This window comes from Bradyrhizobium genosp. P, from assembly GCF_049949265.1.
In the GTDB taxonomy this organism is placed as follows: Bacteria; Pseudomonadota; Alphaproteobacteria; order Rhizobiales; family Xanthobacteraceae; genus Bradyrhizobium.
The window spans coordinates 2,224,435-2,241,823 of sequence record NZ_CP188195.1 but is presented as its reverse complement, the minus strand read 5'-3'; the positions used below and the strand labels follow the sequence as shown (position 1 = coordinate 2,241,823).

The window sequence follows — 17,389 nt, the reverse complement described above, 5'->3', positions numbered from 1 at the left end:
TTTTCATCGTTCGCGATACCGAGCCTCGCGTCAGTGCGCGTTGGCCCACACCTTCTTCTTGGTGAAGTACATCAGGAAGGCGAACAGGATCAGGAACACGAAGACCTGCATACCGATCCGCTTGCGCTCTTCCATGTGCGGCTCGGAGGCCCACGCCAGGAAGGTCGTGACGTCGTGGGCATATTGCGCCACCGTCGCCGGCGAACCGTCGTCGAAGGTCACCTGGCCGTCGGACAGCGGCTTCGGCATCTTGATCGCGTGGCCGGGGTAGTACTTGTTGTAGTATGTGCCTTGCGGGATTTCGACGCCGGCCGGCGGCTTGTCTTCAAAGCCCTGCAGGATCGCGTCGATGTAGTTCGGGCCCTGTTCCTGGAACTGGGTGAAGAAGTCGAAGATGAACTGCGGGAAGCCGCGCTCGTAGGAGCGCGCCTTGGCCATCAGAGACAGGTCAGGCGGCGCCTTGCCGCCATTGGCGGCGGCCGCGGCCTGTTCGTTCGGGAACGGCGGCGGGAAGTAATCGGCCACCCGGCCGGGCCGGTCGAACATCTCGCCCTGGTCGTTCGGGCCGTCCTTGATCTTGTAGTCGGACGCGAACGCGGCGGCCTGCGCCTCCGAATAGCCCGGACCGCCGGCATCGGCGAGGTTGCGGAACGCGATGTAGTTCAGGCTGTGGCAGGCCGAGCAGACTTCCTTGTAGACCTTCAGGCCGCGCTGCAGCGAACCGCGGTCATACTTGCCGAAAGGGCCGGAGAACGACCATTTCTGCGACGGCGGCGAAACGTCGTGCTCCTGGGCGCGGGCGTTCTGCGCGCTTCCGACCAGCAACCCGCCGGCAACCAGCAACGCAATCACCGCCGAGGCCATCGTCGCCGCCTTGCCGCCGTGCTTGGCCAGCACGTCGTCGGCGATCGAGTTCGGCAACGGCCGCGGCGTCTCGATGCGAGCGAGCAGCGGCAGCACGATCAGGAAGAAAGCGAAGTAGCAGAACGTGAGGATGCGGCCGGCGATCACATAGATGCCTTCCGGCGGCTGCGCGCCGAGATAACCGAGCAGGACGCAGACCACGGCGAAGATCCAGAAGAACTGCTTGGCCAGCGGACGATATTTCGACGAACGGGTCCTGGCGCTGTCAAGCCAGGGCAGGAACGCCAGCACGACGATCGCCGAGAACATCGCGATGACGCCGGCGAGCTTGTTCGGAATCGAACGCAGGATCGCGTAGAACGGCAGATAGTACCATTCGGGCACGATGTGCGCCGGCGTCACGCCCGGGTTTGCCGGGATGTAGTTGTCGGCGTCGCCGAGATAGTTCGGCATGTAGAAAATGAACCAGGCAAAGAAGATCAGGAAGCAGGACACGCCGAACGCGTCCTTGATCGTCGCATACGGCGTGAACCGCACCGTGTCCTTTTCGGTCTTGGCTTCGACGCCGGCCGGATTGTTCTGGCCCGCGACATGCAGCGCCCAGATGTGCAGCACGACCACGCCGGCGATCACGAACGGCAGCAGATAGTGCAGCGAGAAGAAGCGGTTCAGCGTCGGGTTGCCGACCGAATAGCCGCCCCACAACAGCGTCACGATGCTCTCACCGACATAGGGAATGGCGGAGAACAAATTGGTGATGACGGTGGCGCCCCAGAAGCTCATCTGGCCCCAGGGCAGCACGTAGCCCATGAAGCCGGTCGCCATCATCAGGAGGTAGATGATGACGCCGAGGATCCACAGCACCTCGCGCGGCTCCTTGTACGACCCGTAATAGAGACCGCGGAACATGTGGATGTAGACCGCGAAGAAGAACATCGACGCGCCCGCGGCATGCATGTTGCGCAACAGCCAGCCGTAATTGACGTCGCGGACGAGCAGCTCAACCGACTTGAAGGCGAGGTCTGCGTGCGGCGTGTAATGCATCGCCAGGATCACGCCGGTCAGGATCTGCAACCCCAGCATCAGCGAAAGGATGGCGCCGAAGGTCCACCAGTAGTTCAGATTGCGCGGCGTCGGATAGGCCACGAAGGAGGAGTGGATCAGGCCGAAGATCGGAAGGCGCCGTTCGATCCACTTCAGGGCGGGGTTGGTCGGTTGAAAATCGGATGGTCCGCTCATTGATGCGATCCTGAGGAAGAAAAACGACGCGATGGGTCCAAGCGAAGGCCTAAATCCCGGGAGGTCCGGGACTTAGCCGATCTGGATTTTGGTGTCGGAAGCAAACTGGTAGGGCGGCACCGCCAGGTTGGCGGGCGCGGGTCCCTGACGGATACGGCCGGAGGAGTCGTACTGGGAGCCGTGGCAGGGGCAGAAGAAGCCGTCGTAATTGCCCTCATGGGCGATCGGGATGCAGCCGAGATGGGTGCAGATGCCGATCACGATCAGCCACTGATCATGGCCAGCCTTGACACGGGCCGAGTCGGGCTGCGGATCGGGCAGGCTCGAGAGCGGCACCTTCTGGGCCTCCTCGATCTGCTTCTTGGTACGATGCATGATGTAGATCGGCTTGCCGCGCCAGAACACCTTGATGTCCTGCCCCTCGGCAACCGGCGCAAGGTCGACCTCGATCGGCGCGCCAGCCGCGATCGTCGCGGCATCCGGGTTCATCTGGGCAACCAGCGGCCAGACCGTAGCGGCTGCGCCGACTACTGCGGCGGCTCCAGTTGCAACAAAAAGGAAATCACGGCGTGTCGGATGGTCCGCCGAAGACGCTGTCGTCACGATTCCAAGCCCTTTCTTTTCTGCAGCCGGTGGAACCGCCCCGGAGACGCAGAACGCGCCCCAAGAAAGGCTGCCGGCGCCCGCGGCCCCCGCGGCGGCAGAAAACTGCCATTCCACACCCCAAACGGCGGAACAGCAGTCCAGAATCGTTCTATTGGCACCCTTGCCGGACGAGCGCAAGCCCGCTATCGGCTCGCAAGCGTGCAATGCACGAAATCCGCGCCGAGCGATGTTTTATTGAGACAATTTCATCCGAACTTCACAGGCCCAGAGCACCATGCAGATCGCGCTCTTCCAGCCCGATATCCCCCAGAATACAGGGACGATTCTGCGGCTTTGCGCCTGCCTGGATGTCACAGCCCATATCATCGAACCGGCGGGCTTCGACAGCTCAGACCGGAATTTCCGCCGGGCGGGTATGGACTATCTCGACCATGTCAGGTTGAAGCGTCACGACTCATGGTCAAAATTCGAGGAATGGCGTACCGAGGCAGGCTGTCGGCTGATCCTGTTCACGACCAAGGCGGCGAAATCCTACCTTGATTTCAGCTATACCGCCTCCGACGTACTGCTGTTCGGGCGCGAGACCGCAGGGGTCACCGACGCGGTCGTGGCGGCTGCGGATGCGCGGCTGGTGATCCCGATCAAACCGTCTTTGCGCTCGCTCAATGTGGCCGTCTCGGTGGCCATGGCCGTCGGCGAGGCACTGCGCCAGACCGGTGCGCCAGTCACCGGCTCGGTAATCTGAGGGACTGTTTTGTGAGCTACGCGGTCAAGGAGATATTTCTGACCCTGCAGGGCGAAGGCGCCCATGCGGGCCGCGCCTCCGTGTTCTGCCGCTTCGCCGGCTGCAACCTCTGGACCGGCCGCGAGCAGGATCGCGCCGGCGCGGTCTGCCGGTTCTGCGACACCGACTTTGTCGGTACCGACGGCACGCTGGGTGGCCGCTATGCGACCGCAGACGAGCTCGCGAACACCGTCGCGGCGCAATGGACCGGCGGCGAGGCCGACCGCTACGTGGTGCTGACCGGCGGCGAACCGCTGCTGCAAGTCGACCGGCCCCTGATCGAGGCGCTGCACGCAAGGGGCTTCACGATTGCGATCGAGACCAACGGCACGATCTCGCCGCCCGACGGGCTCGACTGGATCTGCGTCAGCCCCAAGGCCAACGCCGAGCTCGTGGTGCGCCGGGGACACGAGCTCAAGCTGGTCTATCCGCAGGCGGAGAATAGACCGGAGGATTTCGCCGAGCTTTCGTTCGAGCGCTTCTCGCTGCAGCCGATGGACGGCCCCGACGTGATCGCGAACACCGAGCGCGCGATCGATTATTGCCTCAGTCACCCGCAATGGCGGCTCAGCGTGCAAACGCACAAGACGCTTGGAATCAGATGAACTTGCACCAGATGAACTTGCACCAGATGAATTGCCATCAGACAGAACTGGATTGTTGAACGAGATGTGGGAATTGACGAAATCGTTCCGGTTCGAGGCCGCGCATGCGCTGTCCGGAACGACCTTTGGCGCCGACAGCGAGGAGATTCACGGCCACTCCTTCCGGACCGAAGTCACGGTGCGCGGCAAGCCCGATCCGGCGACCGGGATGGTGGTCGATCTCGGCCTGCTCGAACGCAGCATGGAGGAGGTGCGCAAGACGCTCGACCACAAGCTCTTGAACAAGATCGCAGCGCTCGGGCCGCCGACGCTGGAGAACTTGTCGCGCTTCATCTGGGAGCGGCTGCAGCATGCCGGAAAACTGACGCGCGTCAGCGTCCACCGCGATAGCTGCAGCGAGAGCTGCACGTACTACGGACCGCAGGACTAGCCATGCTGCCCACAGACCCCGCCATCATCGAGGATCGCAAGGCCCGTGCACGAGGCTGGTTCGAGGCGTTGCGCAACGATATGTGCGCGGCCCTCGAGCGGCTTGAGGACGACGCGCCGGCCTCGCTCTATCCGGGCGACGCCGGCCGGTTCGTGCGCACGCCGTGGGACCGCACCGACCACTCCGGCACGCCGGGCGGCGGCGGCGTGATGTCGATCATGAAGGGCCGGCTGTTCGAGAAGGTCGGCGTGCACTGCTCGACCGTGCACGGCGAATTCGCTCCCGAATTCCGCGCGCAGATTCCCGGCGCCGCCGACGATCCGCGCTTCTGGGCCTCGGGCATCTCGTTGATCGCGCATTTGCGCAATCCGAACGTGCCCGCCGTGCACATGAACACCCGCTTCGTCGTCACGACAAAAGCCTGGTTCGGCGGCGGGGCCGATTTGACACCGGTGCTGGACCGGCGGCGCACCCAGGACGATCCCGATACGGTCGCCTTCCATGCCGCGATGAAAGCGGCTTGCACCGGCGCGAATGGCGTCGCCGACTACGACAAGTACAAGAAATGGTGCGACGAGTATTTCTACCTGCCGCACCGCAAGGAAGCCCGCGGCATCGGCGGCATCTTCTATGACTGGCACGACAGCGGCGACTGGGATGCGGATCTGGTATTCACCCAGGACGTCGGCCGCAGCTTCCTGAAGATCTATCCGGACCTGGTACGGCGCAATTTCGCGGAGGCCTGGACTGTGGAGGATCGCGAGGAGCAGTTGGTCCGTCGCGGGCGCTATGTCGAGTTCAACCTGCTCTACGACCGCGGCACCATCTTTGGCCTCAAGACCGGCGGAAATGTGGATTCGATCCTGTCGTCGCTGCCGCCGGAGGTGAAATGGCCGTGATGAAACTGCCGCGTGCGATGCTGATCGACATGGATGACACCATCCTGTCGGCCTATGGACGTCCGGAAATCGCCTGGAACAAGGTCACCGCAGAATTCGCCGGGGAACTGGCGCCCCTGTCCCCGCAACAGGTCGCGGCTGCCGTGCTCAGTTACGCGCGGCAATTCTGGTCGACGGCCGAGCCGGTGTGGCGGCTCAGGCTCCACGAAGCACGGCAGCTGACCGTGAAGGGCGGCTTCGCCGCGCTTGCGGCCGCCGGCCATCGCACGCTGCCGGATGATCTTGCCCCATCGCATCGCCGACCGATTCACCATTTATCGCGAGGAGGAGATGTTCGTCTTCCCCGGTGCGCATGAGGCGATCGACGCGCTCAAGGCGCTCGGCATCAAGCTCGCGCTGGTCACCAATGGTGCCGCCGACACGCAGCGCGCCAAGGTCGAGCGGTTCGCGCTGGGCCATCGCTTCGACCATATCCAGATCGAGGGCGAGCACGGCTTCGGCAAGCCGGAGGAGCGCGCCTATCTGCACGCGATGGAGGCGCTCGGCGTCACCGCATCAGAGACCTGGATGATCGGCGACAATCTGGAATGGGAAGTCGTGGCGCCGCAGCGGCTCGGCATCTACGCGATCTGGATGGACGTGCATGGTGACGGCCTGCCGCCGGGATCGACGGTCAAGCCCGACCGGATCATCCGCTCGCTGGCCGAACTGGTGCCGGGCCGGCGCGAGTAGCTGTTTCCACATCAAATCCAGCGCACTGCGGCCGGCCGTGATCGGGCTGTCATCAGCCGTCGATAGCCTGCGGTCCGCGTCATCAAGCGCCGAGGGAAGATCATGGAACTGAAACCAGGCGACGTTGTCATGCTGAAATCCGGCGGCCATCCCCTCACGGTGGTGGAAGTCAAGGATGACAAGGTCGAATGCCTCTGGATGGGCGGAGACGGCGACCTGTTTCGCGAAACGCTGCCGCTCGTTGCACTCGAATCGACCGAAATCGATCCGGAGGACGATGAGGAAGACGACGAAGAAGAGGACGACGAGGACGAAGACGAGGGCGAAGAGGACGACGACGATCCCAAGAAGCGCAAGGTTGCGTAACTCCTCTCGGCGCGATGCTGCCTGGCGCATGCCGGCGGCATCGTCTGCGCGGCTGCTCAGAACCCACGCAGCGCGGTGGTGATCATCACCACGCCGCCGATGATCACGGCGGCATCAAGCATCGCGGTGTGGATCTACAACCGTCAGCGAAGCCGGACAGAATATTCACAGCCGATGGTCGCGGGTGAAACGGGAGGCGGTCTGGTCAGCGATGGCCGACAGCGCGTTCGGCTCCAGCGGAAAATCCGCAGCAAGCCAGGCATCCTCGGCCAGTGTCAGCACATGCCCCAATGCCGGTCCCTCGGCAATGCCGCGTGCGATGAAATCCGACGCCCTCAAGGGAAAGTGAGGCGCACGCCAGCGCTGCGGCAGCGTGGCGAGCGCGCGCCATTGGCCGATGTCCCGGCCTGCGTCGGTTCGCGCCCAGGCCAGCAGCAGCCGGTCGCGGTAGGGCCCTTCGTCGAGCCGGTAGAGCCTGCGCTTTGCATGCGCCTCGTCCATGCCGGGCAGCCGCCACCAACGGTGGCCCATCGAATCGAGCGCCTTGGCCTCGGCATTCGACAGCCGCAGCCTGGTCGCAATACGCCGAGCGTCCTCGGTCACGGCAACTGTCAACGCGGCGAGCCTGCGCACTGCGCTCGGCGCCAGATCCATCTGCTGCTCGATCTCGATCATCGCCGCGAACGGCCCGGTATAGGCGATGCCGCCGAATAGCTCTAACAGCAGGCCGCCATCGGCCATCGCGACGACCGCGGCCAAGGCGCCGTTTGCGAGCACGAGCTTGAGCATCTCCATGCGGATGCGCTCGGCCGAGAGGCCGGCAAGTCCGGCGCGCCCGTCGATGCAGGCGAGATAGCCGGCGCGGTCGGCTTCGCCGGCGCCGTAGGCGGCGTGGAAACGGAAGAAGCGCAGGATGCGCAAGTAATCCTCCGCGATCCGCCGCGCAGGATCGCCGATGAAGCGCACGCGCCCCGCTTCGATGTCGGCAAGCCCGCCGACATGATCGTACACGACGCCGGCGGCATCGACCGAAAGGCCGTTGATGGTGAAATCGCGCCGCTCGGCGTCGCGCACCCAGTCCCGCCCGAACGTCACCTTCGCCTTGCGGCCGTAGGTTTCGGTGTCCTCGCGCAGCGTCGTCACTTCGAAGGGCTGGCCCTCGACGACGAGCGTCACCGTGCCGTGCTCGATGCCGGTCGGCACGCTCTTGATGCCGGCCTGTTTCGCGCGGCGGACCACTTCGTCGGGCACGGCTGACGTGGCGATGTCGATTTCACTGACCGGAATCCGCATCAGGGCGTTGCGCACGGCGCCGCCGACCACCCGTGCCTCCTCGCCGCCGGCATTGAGCAAGCCGAGCACGCGCGCCGCCGGACCCGAGGCGAGCCATGGCGCGTCGGACAACAGGCGCACCTCGCTCATCTCTCGACTCCGGGCACCAGCCTGCCGTTCTCGATATGGGCCGGAACGTAGGTCGAGTTCGCCGGCGCGCCGGTGTACTCCGCGAGCAGGATGAAGCTCGCGATGACGAGCAGCAGCGCTCCCAGCGTCAGCTTCGCGAGCATGTGCAGCGGCCAGGAGTCCGGCACCGTTACGCCGGAGCGGGTCGCGACCAGGAAGATGGCATAGACCGCGAACGGGATCAGGAAGACGCCGACCTCGGTCAATACCGTGCGGATCATGACAGGTAGATCCGCTCATACAGCACGCGCAGGATGCCGGCGGTCGCGCCCCAGATGTAGCGCTCGGCGTACGGCATCGCGTAATAGGATCGATCCATGCCGCGAAATTCCCGGGTATGGATCTGGTGATTCTCCGGGTTCATCAGGAACGCGAGTGGCACCTCGAAGGCATCGACGACCTCGGCTTCGTTGATCTTCAAGGTGAAGCCCGGCGTCACCTTTGCGACCGTCGGCAGGATTCGAAAGCCGAACGCGGTGCCGTAGAGATCGAGATAGCCGACCGGCTCGACGAACTCGCGCTTGAGCCCGACCTCCTCGCAGGCCTCGCGCAGCGCTGCATCGAGCGGCGAGGCGTCGGTGGCGTCGATCTTGCCGCCGGGAAAGGAAATCTGGCCAGCATGGCTCGACAGATGCGGCGAACGCTGCGTCAACAGCACCGTCGGCTCGTGACGATCGATCACCGCGATCAGCACGGCAGCCGGCCGCACCGGCTGCTCCTTCGCCACGATCTCGAGCATGCGGTCGTTGCCGGAATCGCCGGTGCGCGGAATGATGTGGGGATCGAACAGGCCCGGCGGCACGTCGAAGTTTAGCCGCGCGCGGCAGCGGGCAAAGAATTCCGTCGAGCTGACCGCCGCCGGCTCCGCCTTCAGCAACGGCTCGTTCAAAGTGCGTCCCTCACCTGCTGCGCATCCGCCATCGCGAAGAATTCGCCGCCGGACTCGACTCCGAACATCGCCTCACCATCGACCACCCGCTCCTCGCCCATGTCAACCAGATCGTAATAGAGCGCGCGGGTGACCTTGGCCCAGAGATCGGCACGAACATGCAGATAGGGCGTCAGCCCGCCATCCTCGGCGGCCGTAAAGCGCAGGCCGTGGCCGCTTTCGCAATCGACCCAGTCGTCGACATTGGTACGGAACCGGAGCAAGCGGCCGCGCGCGCCTTGCTGTGTCTGCATTTCGACCGCAAGGAACGGCGCGTCGTCGACGCGAATGCCGACCTTCTCCACAGGTGTCACGAGAAAGTGCTTGCCGTCCTCGCGCTTGAGGATGGTGGAAAACAGCCGCACCAGCGCGGGACGGCCGATCGGCGTCCCCATGTAGAACCAGGTGCCATCGCGGGCGATTCGCATGTCGAGATCGCCGCAAAACGGCGGATTCCACAGATGCACCGGAGGCAGGCCCTTGCGGCCGGCAGGTGCCGATGTCGCAGCCTGGTTGGCCGCAGCGGTGAGGCCTTCAAGACCCTTGCGCTCAAGGGCCGTGGTTTCACGGTCCTGATTGGTCTGCCCTTGCTTCGCCATTGTTTACCTTGAAGTTTCCAATCCTCAATCTGGCACGATTGGTGCACGTATCTTGAGATGTGAGCGGGGTATTATTCTCGCCACATCGTGATGTCGTTCATACCCTGAAATGCCGATAAGGTGGGGATAGTTTAATTCAACGAATACATGGCCTTCGCACAGGTTTAGCATGAGGGCCATGTCATGACGACGCTGATCACGCGCATCGTCAAGAAGGAGCTGACGGAATGGCCGGTGCAGACAGCGTCGAGAAACTGGAAGATGTGATCGTCCGTTCGGCCGAACAGGTCGCCGGCCAGATCCGGGCCGCCAAGGCAGCGATATCCACCGTCATTTTCGGTCAGGACCGGGTGATCGAAAACACCCTGGTGACGATCCTCTCAGGCGGCCACGCATTGCTGATCGGCGTTCCCGGACTTGCGAAGACCAAGCTCGTCGAGACGCTCGGCATCACGCTCGGGCTCGACGCCAAGCGCATCCAGTTCACCCCGGACCTGATGCCGTCGGACATTCTCGGCGCCGAGGTGCTGGACGAGAGCTCGAGCGGCAAGCGCTCGTTTCGCTTCATCTCCGGTCCGGTGTTCGCGCAGCTCCTGATGGCCGACGAAATCAACCGCGCCAGCCCGCGCACCCAGTCGGCGCTGCTGCAGGCCATGCAGGAGCAGCACATCACCGTTGCCGGCGCGCGGCACGATCTGCCGAAGCCGTTCCACGTGCTGGCGACGCAAAACCCGCTGGAGCAGGAAGGCACCTATCCGCTGCCCGAAGCGCAGCTCGACCGCTTCCTGATGGAAATCGACGTCGACTACCCCGATCGCGACGCCGAGCGGCGCATCCTGTTCGAAACCACCGGCGCCGAAGAGACGGTGGCGAAGGCGTCGATGGATGCGGAGACGCTGGTCGCCGCACAGCGGCTGGTGCGCCGCCTGCCGGTCGGCGACTCCGTGGTCGAAGCAATTCTGTCGCTGGTCCGCGCCGCGCGTCCCGGCCCCGAGGGCGGTGAGGCCGGCAAGCTGATCGCATGGGGACCCGGTCCGCGCGCCAGCCAGTCGCTGATGCTCGCCGTGCGCGCCCGCGCGCTGCTCGACGGGCGGCTCGCGCCATCGATCGATGACGTGCTCGATCTTGCCGAGCCCGTGCTCAAGCACCGCATGGCGCTGACCTTCTCGGCACGCGCCGAGGGCCGCACCATTACCGACGTGATCAAGCAATTGAAGGCGCGGATCGGTTGATGGCCGCTGACAACAGGCACCTGAACGAGGAGATACTGGCGGTCCGACGTGCAGATGGCGAAAGCCGAACGCTCGCCGCATCGCTGCCGCGTCTGGTGCTTGAGGCCCGCCGCATCGCTGCCAATGTCATCCACGGCCTGCACGGCCGCCGCCGCGCCGGCGCCGGCGAAAGCTTCTGGCAGTACCGCCGCTTCGTCTCCGGCGAGCCGTCGCAGCGCGTCGACTGGCGCCGCTCCGGGCGCGACGACCATCTCTATGTGCGCGAGCAGGAATGGGAGGCCGCGCACACGGTGTGGATCTGGCCCGACCGCTCGCTGTCGATGGCCTTTGCCTCACGCAATGCGCGCGACAGCAAGCTCGAACGCGGATTGATCGTCGCCTTTGCTCTTGCCGAACTGCTGGTTGCGGGCGGTGAGCGCGTCGGCGTGCCCGGCCTGATGAACCCGACCTCGAGCCGCGCCGTCGTCGACAAGATGGCGGAGGCGATGCTGCACGACGACGCGACCCGCGCGAGCTTGCCGCCCTCCTTCGTGCCGTCATCGCTCGCCGAGATCGTGGTGCTGTCGGATTTCTGGTCACCGTTACCGGAGATCACAACCATGCTGGCCGGTCTGTCCTCGTCCGGCGCGCATGGCACGCTGATTCAGGTCGTCGATCCCGCGGAAGAAACCTTCCCCTATTCAGGTCGGGTCGAATTCGTCGAGCCCGAGGGCGGCAGCGTGATCACCGCGGGCCGTGCCGAAAGCTGGGCCAACGACTACGTCGCCCGCGTCGCCTTGCATCGCGACCAGATCCGCGAGGAGACCAACCAGCTCGACTGGTTGTTCTCGACCCACACCACCAGCCGCTCCGCGGCCGAGCTGCTGCTGTTCCTGCACGCCGGCATGATGGTGAGCAAGGGCGGCGGACGCCCGATGGTCAAGGCGGGGCGAAGCGCATGATCGCAGGCCTCCCCCTTTCCTTTGCCGAACCGATGCTGCTGCTGGGGCTGGTCAGCCTGCCAGTGTTGTGGTGGCTGTTGCGCGTGATGCCGCCGCGGCCGCGGCGAATAGAATTCCCGCCGACGCGGCTGTTGTTCGAGATCGCGCCGAAGGAGGAGACGCCGTCGCGCACGCCGTGGTGGCTGACGCTGCTGCGGCTCGCCGCCGCCGCGCTGGTAATCTTTGCCGCGGCCGGCCCGATCTGGAATCCGCAAACCGGCGTCGCCGCCAGCAAATCGCCTCTGGTGATCCTGCTCGACGACGGCTGGAGCGCCGCGTCGAGCTGGGACGCGCGGATCAAGGCCGCAGACGAGCTGATCACCGATGCCGACAGCGATCGCCGCGGCGTCGCGCTGGTGCCGCTGTCCGAACCAACGCGCGATATCACGCTGATGCCGGCTGGCGCCGCCCGCGTCGCGCTGCGTCAGCTCGCGCCAAAACCCTACTCGATCGACCGTGTCGACACCCTCGCTTCGCTCGGACGCTTCCTCAAGGCGACCGGCGATTGCGACATTGCCTGGCTGTCCGACGGCGTCGACACCGGCCGCGGCAGCGAGTTCGCCGAAGGCCTGGGCAAGGTGATCGAGAACCGCAGCCTGACGATCTTCGAGGGCGGCGCGCCGTCCGCGCAGGCGCTGGTCGCGGCCGAGAATGCCGCCGCCAAGATGACCGTGAAGGTGTTGCGCACTGAGAGCGGGATCGCTGCTGGTACGGTGCGCGCCGTCGACGCCAAGGGCTCGCCGATCGGCGAGGCCCGCTACACCTTCGGCCCGCAGGAGCGCGAGACCGAAGCCTCGTTCGACCTTCCGGTCGAACTGCGCAACGATATCGCACGGCTCGAGATATCAGGCGAGCATTCGGCCGGAGCGGTCCAGTTGCTCGACAAGCGCTGGCGCCGCCGCGCGATCGGCGTGGTCTCGGGATCAGGCAGCGATACCGCGCAGCCGCTGCTCGCCTCGACCTTCTATCTCTCCCGCGCACTGTCTCCGTTTGCCGATGTCCGGTTGGGGGATCGCGGCGCGCCGCAGGAAGTGATCGCGCAGTTCCTCGATCAGCGCCTGCCGATGATCGTGATGGCCGATGTCGGCACGCTGTCGCCGGAGATCCGCGACCGGCTCAACGCCTGGATCGAGCAAGGCGGCGTGCTGGTGCGCTTCGCAGGTCCCCGCCTTGCGCAAGCCGACGACGACCTGGTCCCAGTCAAATTGCGCAAGGGCGGCCGCACGCTCGGCGGCAGCCTGACCTGGGAGAAGCCGCAGCATATGGCCTCGTTCGCCCCCGACGGCCCGTTCGCCGGGCTCACCGTGCCAAAGGACATCACCATCAACCGGCAGGTGCTGGCCGAGCCCGATGCCGTGCTCGCGACCAAGAGCTGGGCGTCGCTTGAAGACGGCACGCCGCTCGTCACCGGCGAACATCACGGCAAGGGTGTCATCAGCCTGTTCCATGTCGGTGCCGACATGCGCTGGTCGGATCTGCCGATGTCCGGCACCTTCGTCGAGATGCTCCGCCGGCTGGTCGACATGTCCGGCTACACCTCGAAGCCCGGCCCCGGCGTTGCCAGCGACCCGAAGGCCGAGACGGTCGCGCCGCTGCGCACGCTCGACGGTTTCGGCGCATTCGGTCCGCCACCTTCGACCGCCAAGCCGATGCCGGCGGACTATCGCGACCGCGGCACCGTGGATCATCCGCCCGGCCTTTACGGCCCGGCCGAAAGCCCGATCGCGGTCAACACGCTGGCCTCCGCCGACCGCATCGCGCCGCTCGACACCTCGGGCCTGCGCGCCCGGCATGCGAGCTACACCAACACCGAACCGCGCGACCTGCGCGGCATCCTGCTGTCGTCGGCGCTCGCACTGTTCCTGATCGACGCGATCGTGGTGGCAATGCTCGGCGCCGGCCTCGCCGCGCTGCTGCGGCGCCGCGCGGCACCCGCGGTGCTTGCCTTCGCCTTCATGCTGGCGGCGATCGCGCCCTCGCCGACGCGCGCCGAGAGCAGCGACGATTTCGCCATCAAGGCGACATCGCAGACCCGGCTCGCTTATGTCGTGACCGGCAACGCCGATGTCGATTCGATCGTCAAGGCCGGTCTGTCCGGGCTGACGCTGTTTCTGGCGCAGCGCACCGCGCTGGAGGCCGGCGATCCCGTCGGCGTCGACCCCGCGCGTGATGAGCTTGCGTTCTTCCCGCTGATCTACTGGCCGATCGTGCCCGGCGCGCCGAAGCCGCCGCAGGACGCGATCAACAAGATCGACGCCTACATGAAGCAGGGCGGCACCGTCCTGTTCGACACCCGCGACGCGCTCGAGGCGTCACCGGGCGACAACGGCGCCGCACAGACGCCGGGGATGCAGACGCTGCGCGAACTGCTCGCCACTCTCGATGTGCCCGAGCTCGAGCCGGTACCGCGCGATCACGTGCTGACCAAGACGTTCTACCTGCTGCACGACTTCCCGGGCCGTTTCAACGCCGGCCAGACCTGGGTCGAGGCGCTGCCGCGCGAGGACGACGAGGAGACCGCGCAGCATCCGGCGCGCGGCGGCGACGGCGTGTCGCCGCTCATCATCACCTCGAATGACCTCGCCGGCGCCTGGGCAATCCGTCCCGACGGACAGCCGATGCTGCCGCTGACGCCGGGCGAGCCGCGCCAACGCGAATTCGCCTTCCGCGCCGGCGTCAACATCGTGATGTACACGCTGACTGGCAACTACAAGGCCGACCAGGTGCACGCACCTGCCCTCATCGAGCGGCTGGGACAGTGAGATGCGAGTGATGTGCTCCAATGCCCATACCGTCATTCCGGGATGGTCCGAAGGACCAGACCACAGATGCGCACTGCGCATCGGGGAATCTCGAGATTCCGGGTTCGATGCTTTCGCATCGCCACGGAATGACGGAGTAACGCCATGAATTACGGTATCGCGTTCACGCCGCTGGTTCCCTCGCTCGTGCTGTGGCTCGCACTGAGCGCGATCGTCGTCATATCAGCGCTGCTGCTGCTGTCGCGCGCCCGCGGCGCCGCGATCCGTGTCGCGGCGCTGGCGCTGATCCTGCTCGCACTCGCCAACCCGTCCTTCACCCGCGAGGATCGCGAACCGCTGTCCTCCGTCGCCGTCGTCGTGGTCGACAAGAGCCCGAGCCAGAATTTCGGCACCCGCAACCAGGAGACGGAAAAGGCCAGGGAGGCGCTGGTCGACAGCCTGAAGCAGGTCAGGGGTCTCGAAGTCCGCGTCGTCGAGGGTGGCCAGGCCGACGGCGAAACCGATGGCACCAAACTGTTCGGCGCATTGGCCTCGGCGCTTTCGGATGTCCCGGTCGAACGCGTTGCCGGCGCGTTCCTGATCACCGATGGCCGCGTGCACGACATTCCCGCCAATGCGCAGGCGCTCGGCTTCCAGGCCCCGGTGCACGCGCTGATCACCGGCCGCAAGGACGAGCGCGACCGCCGCATCGCGATCACCGCGGCGCCGCGCTTCGGCATCGTCGGCCAGACCCAGACCATCACTTACCGGCTCGACGACCAGGGCGTCACCGGCGAGCGCGCCAAGATCACGATCCGCCGCGACGGCGAGGTGATCAACGAGCGCATGCTGACCAGCGGCCAGACCTCCAGCGTCGACATCGACATCAAGCACGCCGGGCCCAACATCGTCGAGATCGAGGCTTCGCCGCTCGAGAATGAATTGACGCCGGTCAACAACCGCGCCGTGGTCGCGATCGACGGTGTGCGCGACAAGCTGCGCGTGCTGCTGGTCTCGGGCGAGCCGCATTCCGGCGAGCGCACCTGGCGCAACCTGCTGAAGTCCGACCCCAGCGTCGACCTCGTGCACTTCACCATTCTGCGTCCGCCGGAGAAGCAGGACGGGACGCCGATCAACGAGCTGTCCCTGATCGCGTTTCCGACCCGCGAGTTGTTCCAGCAGAAGATCAACGAATTCCAGCTGATCATCTTCGATCGCTATGCCCGCCAGGGCGTGCTGCCGATCGCCTATTTCGACAACATCGCGCGCTATGTCCGCTCCGGCGGCGCGGTGCTAGTCTCGGCCGGGCCCGACTACGCCTCGACCACCAGCATCTGGCGCACGCCGCTGGATGCGGTGCTGCCGGCCGAACCGGTCGGCGTGACCGAGAAGCCGTTCTACGCGCATTTGAGCGATGCCGGGAAACGCCATCCGGTGACGCGTGGGCTGGAAGGCTCGGCCTCCGAGCCGCCGCACTGGAGCCGGTTCTTCCGCACCGTCGATACCCGCAACGCGATCACCCCGCCTGTCATGACCGGCGCTGACGGCAAGCCGCTGCTGCTGCTGTCGCGCTTCGGCGAAGGCCGCGTCGCGCTGCTGCTCTCCGACCATATCTGGCTGTGGGCGCGCGGCTATGAAGGCGGCGGCCCGCATCTCGATCTGTTGCGGCGGATGTCGCACTGGCTGATGAAGCAGCCTGATCTCGACGAAGAGGCGCTGCGCATGCAGGTGCAGGGCAAGGACCTGATGGTGGTGCGCCAGACCATGGCCGACACCGTCTCGCCCGTCACCGTGACCTCGCCGAGCGGCGCCACGCACCAATTGACCCTGAGCGCCGGCGATCCCGGTGAATGGCGCGCGACGCTGCCCGCCGATGAGCTTGGCCTGTGGCAGGCCACCGACGGCACGTTGAAGGCGCTGATCAATGTCGGCCCGACCAATCCGAAGGAGTTTTCGGAAGTCACCTCCACAACAGAGACGCTGAAGCCGCTGGCGCAGGCAACCGGTGGCGACGCGCGGCGCATCGTCGACGGCTCGAGCCTCGACATGCCGCGCATCGTGCCGGTGCACTCCTCCTCGATCTTCCGCGGTGACGGCTGGCTCGGCGTCAAGATGCGCGATGCCAGTGTCGTCAAGGGCGTCGGCGTGCTGCCGATGTTTGCCGGCGTGATCGGCCTGCTGCTGCTACTGGGCGGCTTCGCAGCCACTTGGCTGCGCGAAGGACGCTGAACTTCCTGTTGGACGTGTCACGTCCAACAGGACCCCGTTGCGCCAATCACACACACTCGTCTGATCGGAGGCCGCCGCTTCGACTCCGGTTGACATCGCGATTGTGTTCCGATGTTATAATGTTACATCGGGCGGCTGGGGTCTTCGCGCCGCTCCGTGGGGCAGGCGTCATCAGGCATGAAGTGGTTCCGTAAACACGTCAGGACTGGCTCGCGGCTAGCGTTGTTCGCGCTCGCTGTGCAGCTCGTGTTGTCGTTCGGCCATTTTCATCCCATTGCGGCAGCGCAGGCGGCGCCGGCGGTTCAAACCGGACTGTCGCAGCTCGATTTCACCTATATCGGGACCTCCGCGACACCCGACCTCGCAATCGAGGTCGTGCACAAGCAACCGCCCGCCCACCACGACAACGACCCGGCCGACAATTGCGCAATCTGCGCCGTCATGTCGCTGGCCGGCAGTGTGCTCGTCGCAAGCCCGCCGGTGCTGCTGTTGCCGGAAGCGGTGGAGTTTCTCCGCCGCACCACCGATGCTGAATTCCTCCATCTGAAGTCGACGCCCGCGGCGTTTCGCTCCCGCGCGCCTCCTTTGTCCTGACATCGATTGCATTCTGCGCCTCCGAGGTTCGGCCACGTTAAGCGGCACGACCTCGGGAGAGATATATCAATCGGTCCGTCGCGAATGACGGCAAGGCCTG

16 protein-coding genes and 1 pseudogene are annotated in these 17,389 nt (G+C 65.6%); 11 read left to right on the top strand and 6 right to left on the bottom strand.

Annotation, left to right across the window (positions count from 1 at the left end):
• Window positions 1-30 precede the first annotated feature (30 nt).
• Window positions 31-2,103, bottom strand: a complete 2,073-nt coding sequence (locus ACP2YO_RS10990; RefSeq protein WP_426440895.1) for a cytochrome c1 — start codon at window positions 2,101-2,103, stop codon at window positions 31-33.
• A gap of 72 nt (window positions 2,104-2,175) precedes the next feature.
• A complete protein-coding gene (petA, locus tag ACP2YO_RS10985; protein ID WP_426440894.1) occupies window positions 2,176-2,706 on the bottom strand; it encodes a ubiquinol-cytochrome c reductase iron-sulfur subunit in 531 nt (176 codons plus the stop codon).
• A 277-nt stretch (window positions 2,707-2,983) separates the two neighbouring features.
• Between petA and ACP2YO_RS10980 the strand changes: the two genes are divergently transcribed.
• From ACP2YO_RS10980 to ACP2YO_RS10955, 6 genes and pseudogenes are all read left to right on the top strand, one after another.
• Window positions 2,984-3,454, top strand: coding sequence for a tRNA (cytidine(34)-2'-O)-methyltransferase (locus tag ACP2YO_RS10980; protein ID WP_426440893.1), 471 nt, complete (start codon window positions 2,984-2,986; stop codon window positions 3,452-3,454).
• Between the two features lie 11 nt (window positions 3,455-3,465).
• Window positions 3,466-4,098, top strand: a complete 633-nt coding sequence (gene queE / locus ACP2YO_RS10975; protein ID WP_426440892.1) for a 7-carboxy-7-deazaguanine synthase — start codon at window positions 3,466-3,468, stop codon at window positions 4,096-4,098.
• A 64-nt stretch (window positions 4,099-4,162) separates the two neighbouring features.
• Window positions 4,163-4,528, top strand: a complete 366-nt coding sequence (locus ACP2YO_RS10970; RefSeq protein WP_426443129.1) for a 6-pyruvoyl trahydropterin synthase family protein — start codon at window positions 4,163-4,165, stop codon at window positions 4,526-4,528.
• Between the two features lie 2 nt (window positions 4,529-4,530).
• The gene (hemF, locus tag ACP2YO_RS10965; RefSeq protein ID WP_426440891.1) at window positions 4,531-5,427 is read left to right on the top strand and encodes an oxygen-dependent coproporphyrinogen oxidase; all 897 of its coding nucleotides are present in this window, start codon (window positions 4,531-4,533) and stop codon (window positions 5,425-5,427) included.
• Window positions 5,418-6,159 (top strand): annotated as a pseudogene (locus tag ACP2YO_RS10960) (HAD family hydrolase). Before hemF ends, ACP2YO_RS10960 begins: the two are co-directional and overlap by 10 nt.
• Window positions 6,160-6,261: 102 nt before the next feature.
• Window positions 6,262-6,525, top strand: a complete 264-nt coding sequence (locus tag ACP2YO_RS10955) for a YodC family protein (RefSeq protein ID WP_426440890.1) — start codon at window positions 6,262-6,264, stop codon at window positions 6,523-6,525.
• Window positions 6,526-6,690: 165 nt separating this feature from the next.
• Here ACP2YO_RS10955 and ACP2YO_RS10950 read toward each other — a convergent pair whose 3' ends face one another.
• The 4 genes from ACP2YO_RS10950 to ACP2YO_RS10935 are packed head-to-tail and all read right to left on the bottom strand — an operon-like array spanning window position 6,691 to window position 9,513.
• On the bottom strand, window positions 6,691-7,947 hold the full coding sequence (locus tag ACP2YO_RS10950; RefSeq protein ID WP_426440889.1) for a CCA tRNA nucleotidyltransferase: 1,257 nt from the start codon (window positions 7,945-7,947) through the stop codon (window positions 6,691-6,693).
• A complete protein-coding gene (locus tag ACP2YO_RS10945) occupies window positions 7,944-8,207 on the bottom strand; it encodes a DUF6111 family protein (RefSeq protein WP_426440888.1) in 264 nt (87 codons plus the stop codon). Before ACP2YO_RS10945 ends, ACP2YO_RS10950 begins: the two co-directional genes overlap by 4 nt.
• Window positions 8,204-8,875, bottom strand: a complete 672-nt coding sequence (locus tag ACP2YO_RS10940; protein WP_426440887.1) for a CoA pyrophosphatase — start codon at window positions 8,873-8,875, stop codon at window positions 8,204-8,206. The genes ACP2YO_RS10945 and ACP2YO_RS10940 overlap by 4 nt, the downstream gene beginning before the upstream one ends.
• A complete protein-coding gene (locus ACP2YO_RS10935) occupies window positions 8,872-9,513 on the bottom strand; it encodes a DUF1285 domain-containing protein (protein WP_426440886.1) in 642 nt (213 codons plus the stop codon). The genes ACP2YO_RS10940 and ACP2YO_RS10935 overlap by 4 nt, the downstream gene beginning before the upstream one ends.
• A 227-nt stretch (window positions 9,514-9,740) precedes the next feature.
• Between ACP2YO_RS10935 and ACP2YO_RS10930 the strand changes: the two genes are divergently transcribed.
• The 5 genes from ACP2YO_RS10930 (at window position 9,741) to ACP2YO_RS10910 (ending at window position 17,289) form a co-directional block, all read left to right on the top strand.
• Window positions 9,741-10,745, top strand: a complete 1,005-nt coding sequence (locus ACP2YO_RS10930) for an AAA family ATPase (RefSeq protein ID WP_426440885.1) — start codon at window positions 9,741-9,743, stop codon at window positions 10,743-10,745.
• Complete coding sequence (locus tag ACP2YO_RS10925) at window positions 10,745-11,686, top strand: DUF58 domain-containing protein (protein ID WP_426440884.1); 942 nt, start codon at window positions 10,745-10,747, stop codon at window positions 11,684-11,686. Before ACP2YO_RS10930 ends, ACP2YO_RS10925 begins: the two co-directional genes overlap by 1 nt.
• Entirely contained in the window at window positions 11,686-14,487 is a 2,802-nt protein-coding gene (locus ACP2YO_RS10920; RefSeq protein WP_426443128.1) for a DUF4159 domain-containing protein, read from the top strand. The genes ACP2YO_RS10925 and ACP2YO_RS10920 overlap by 1 nt, the downstream gene beginning before the upstream one ends.
• A gap of 144 nt (window positions 14,488-14,631) precedes the next feature.
• Complete coding sequence (locus tag ACP2YO_RS10915) at window positions 14,632-16,695, top strand: hypothetical protein (protein ID WP_426440883.1); 2,064 nt, start codon at window positions 14,632-14,634, stop codon at window positions 16,693-16,695.
• Between the two features lie 177 nt (window positions 16,696-16,872).
• The gene (locus tag ACP2YO_RS10910) at window positions 16,873-17,289 is read left to right on the top strand and encodes a DUF2946 family protein (protein WP_426440882.1); all 417 of its coding nucleotides are present in this window, start codon (window positions 16,873-16,875) and stop codon (window positions 17,287-17,289) included.
• Window positions 17,290-17,389: the final 100 nt, after the last annotated feature.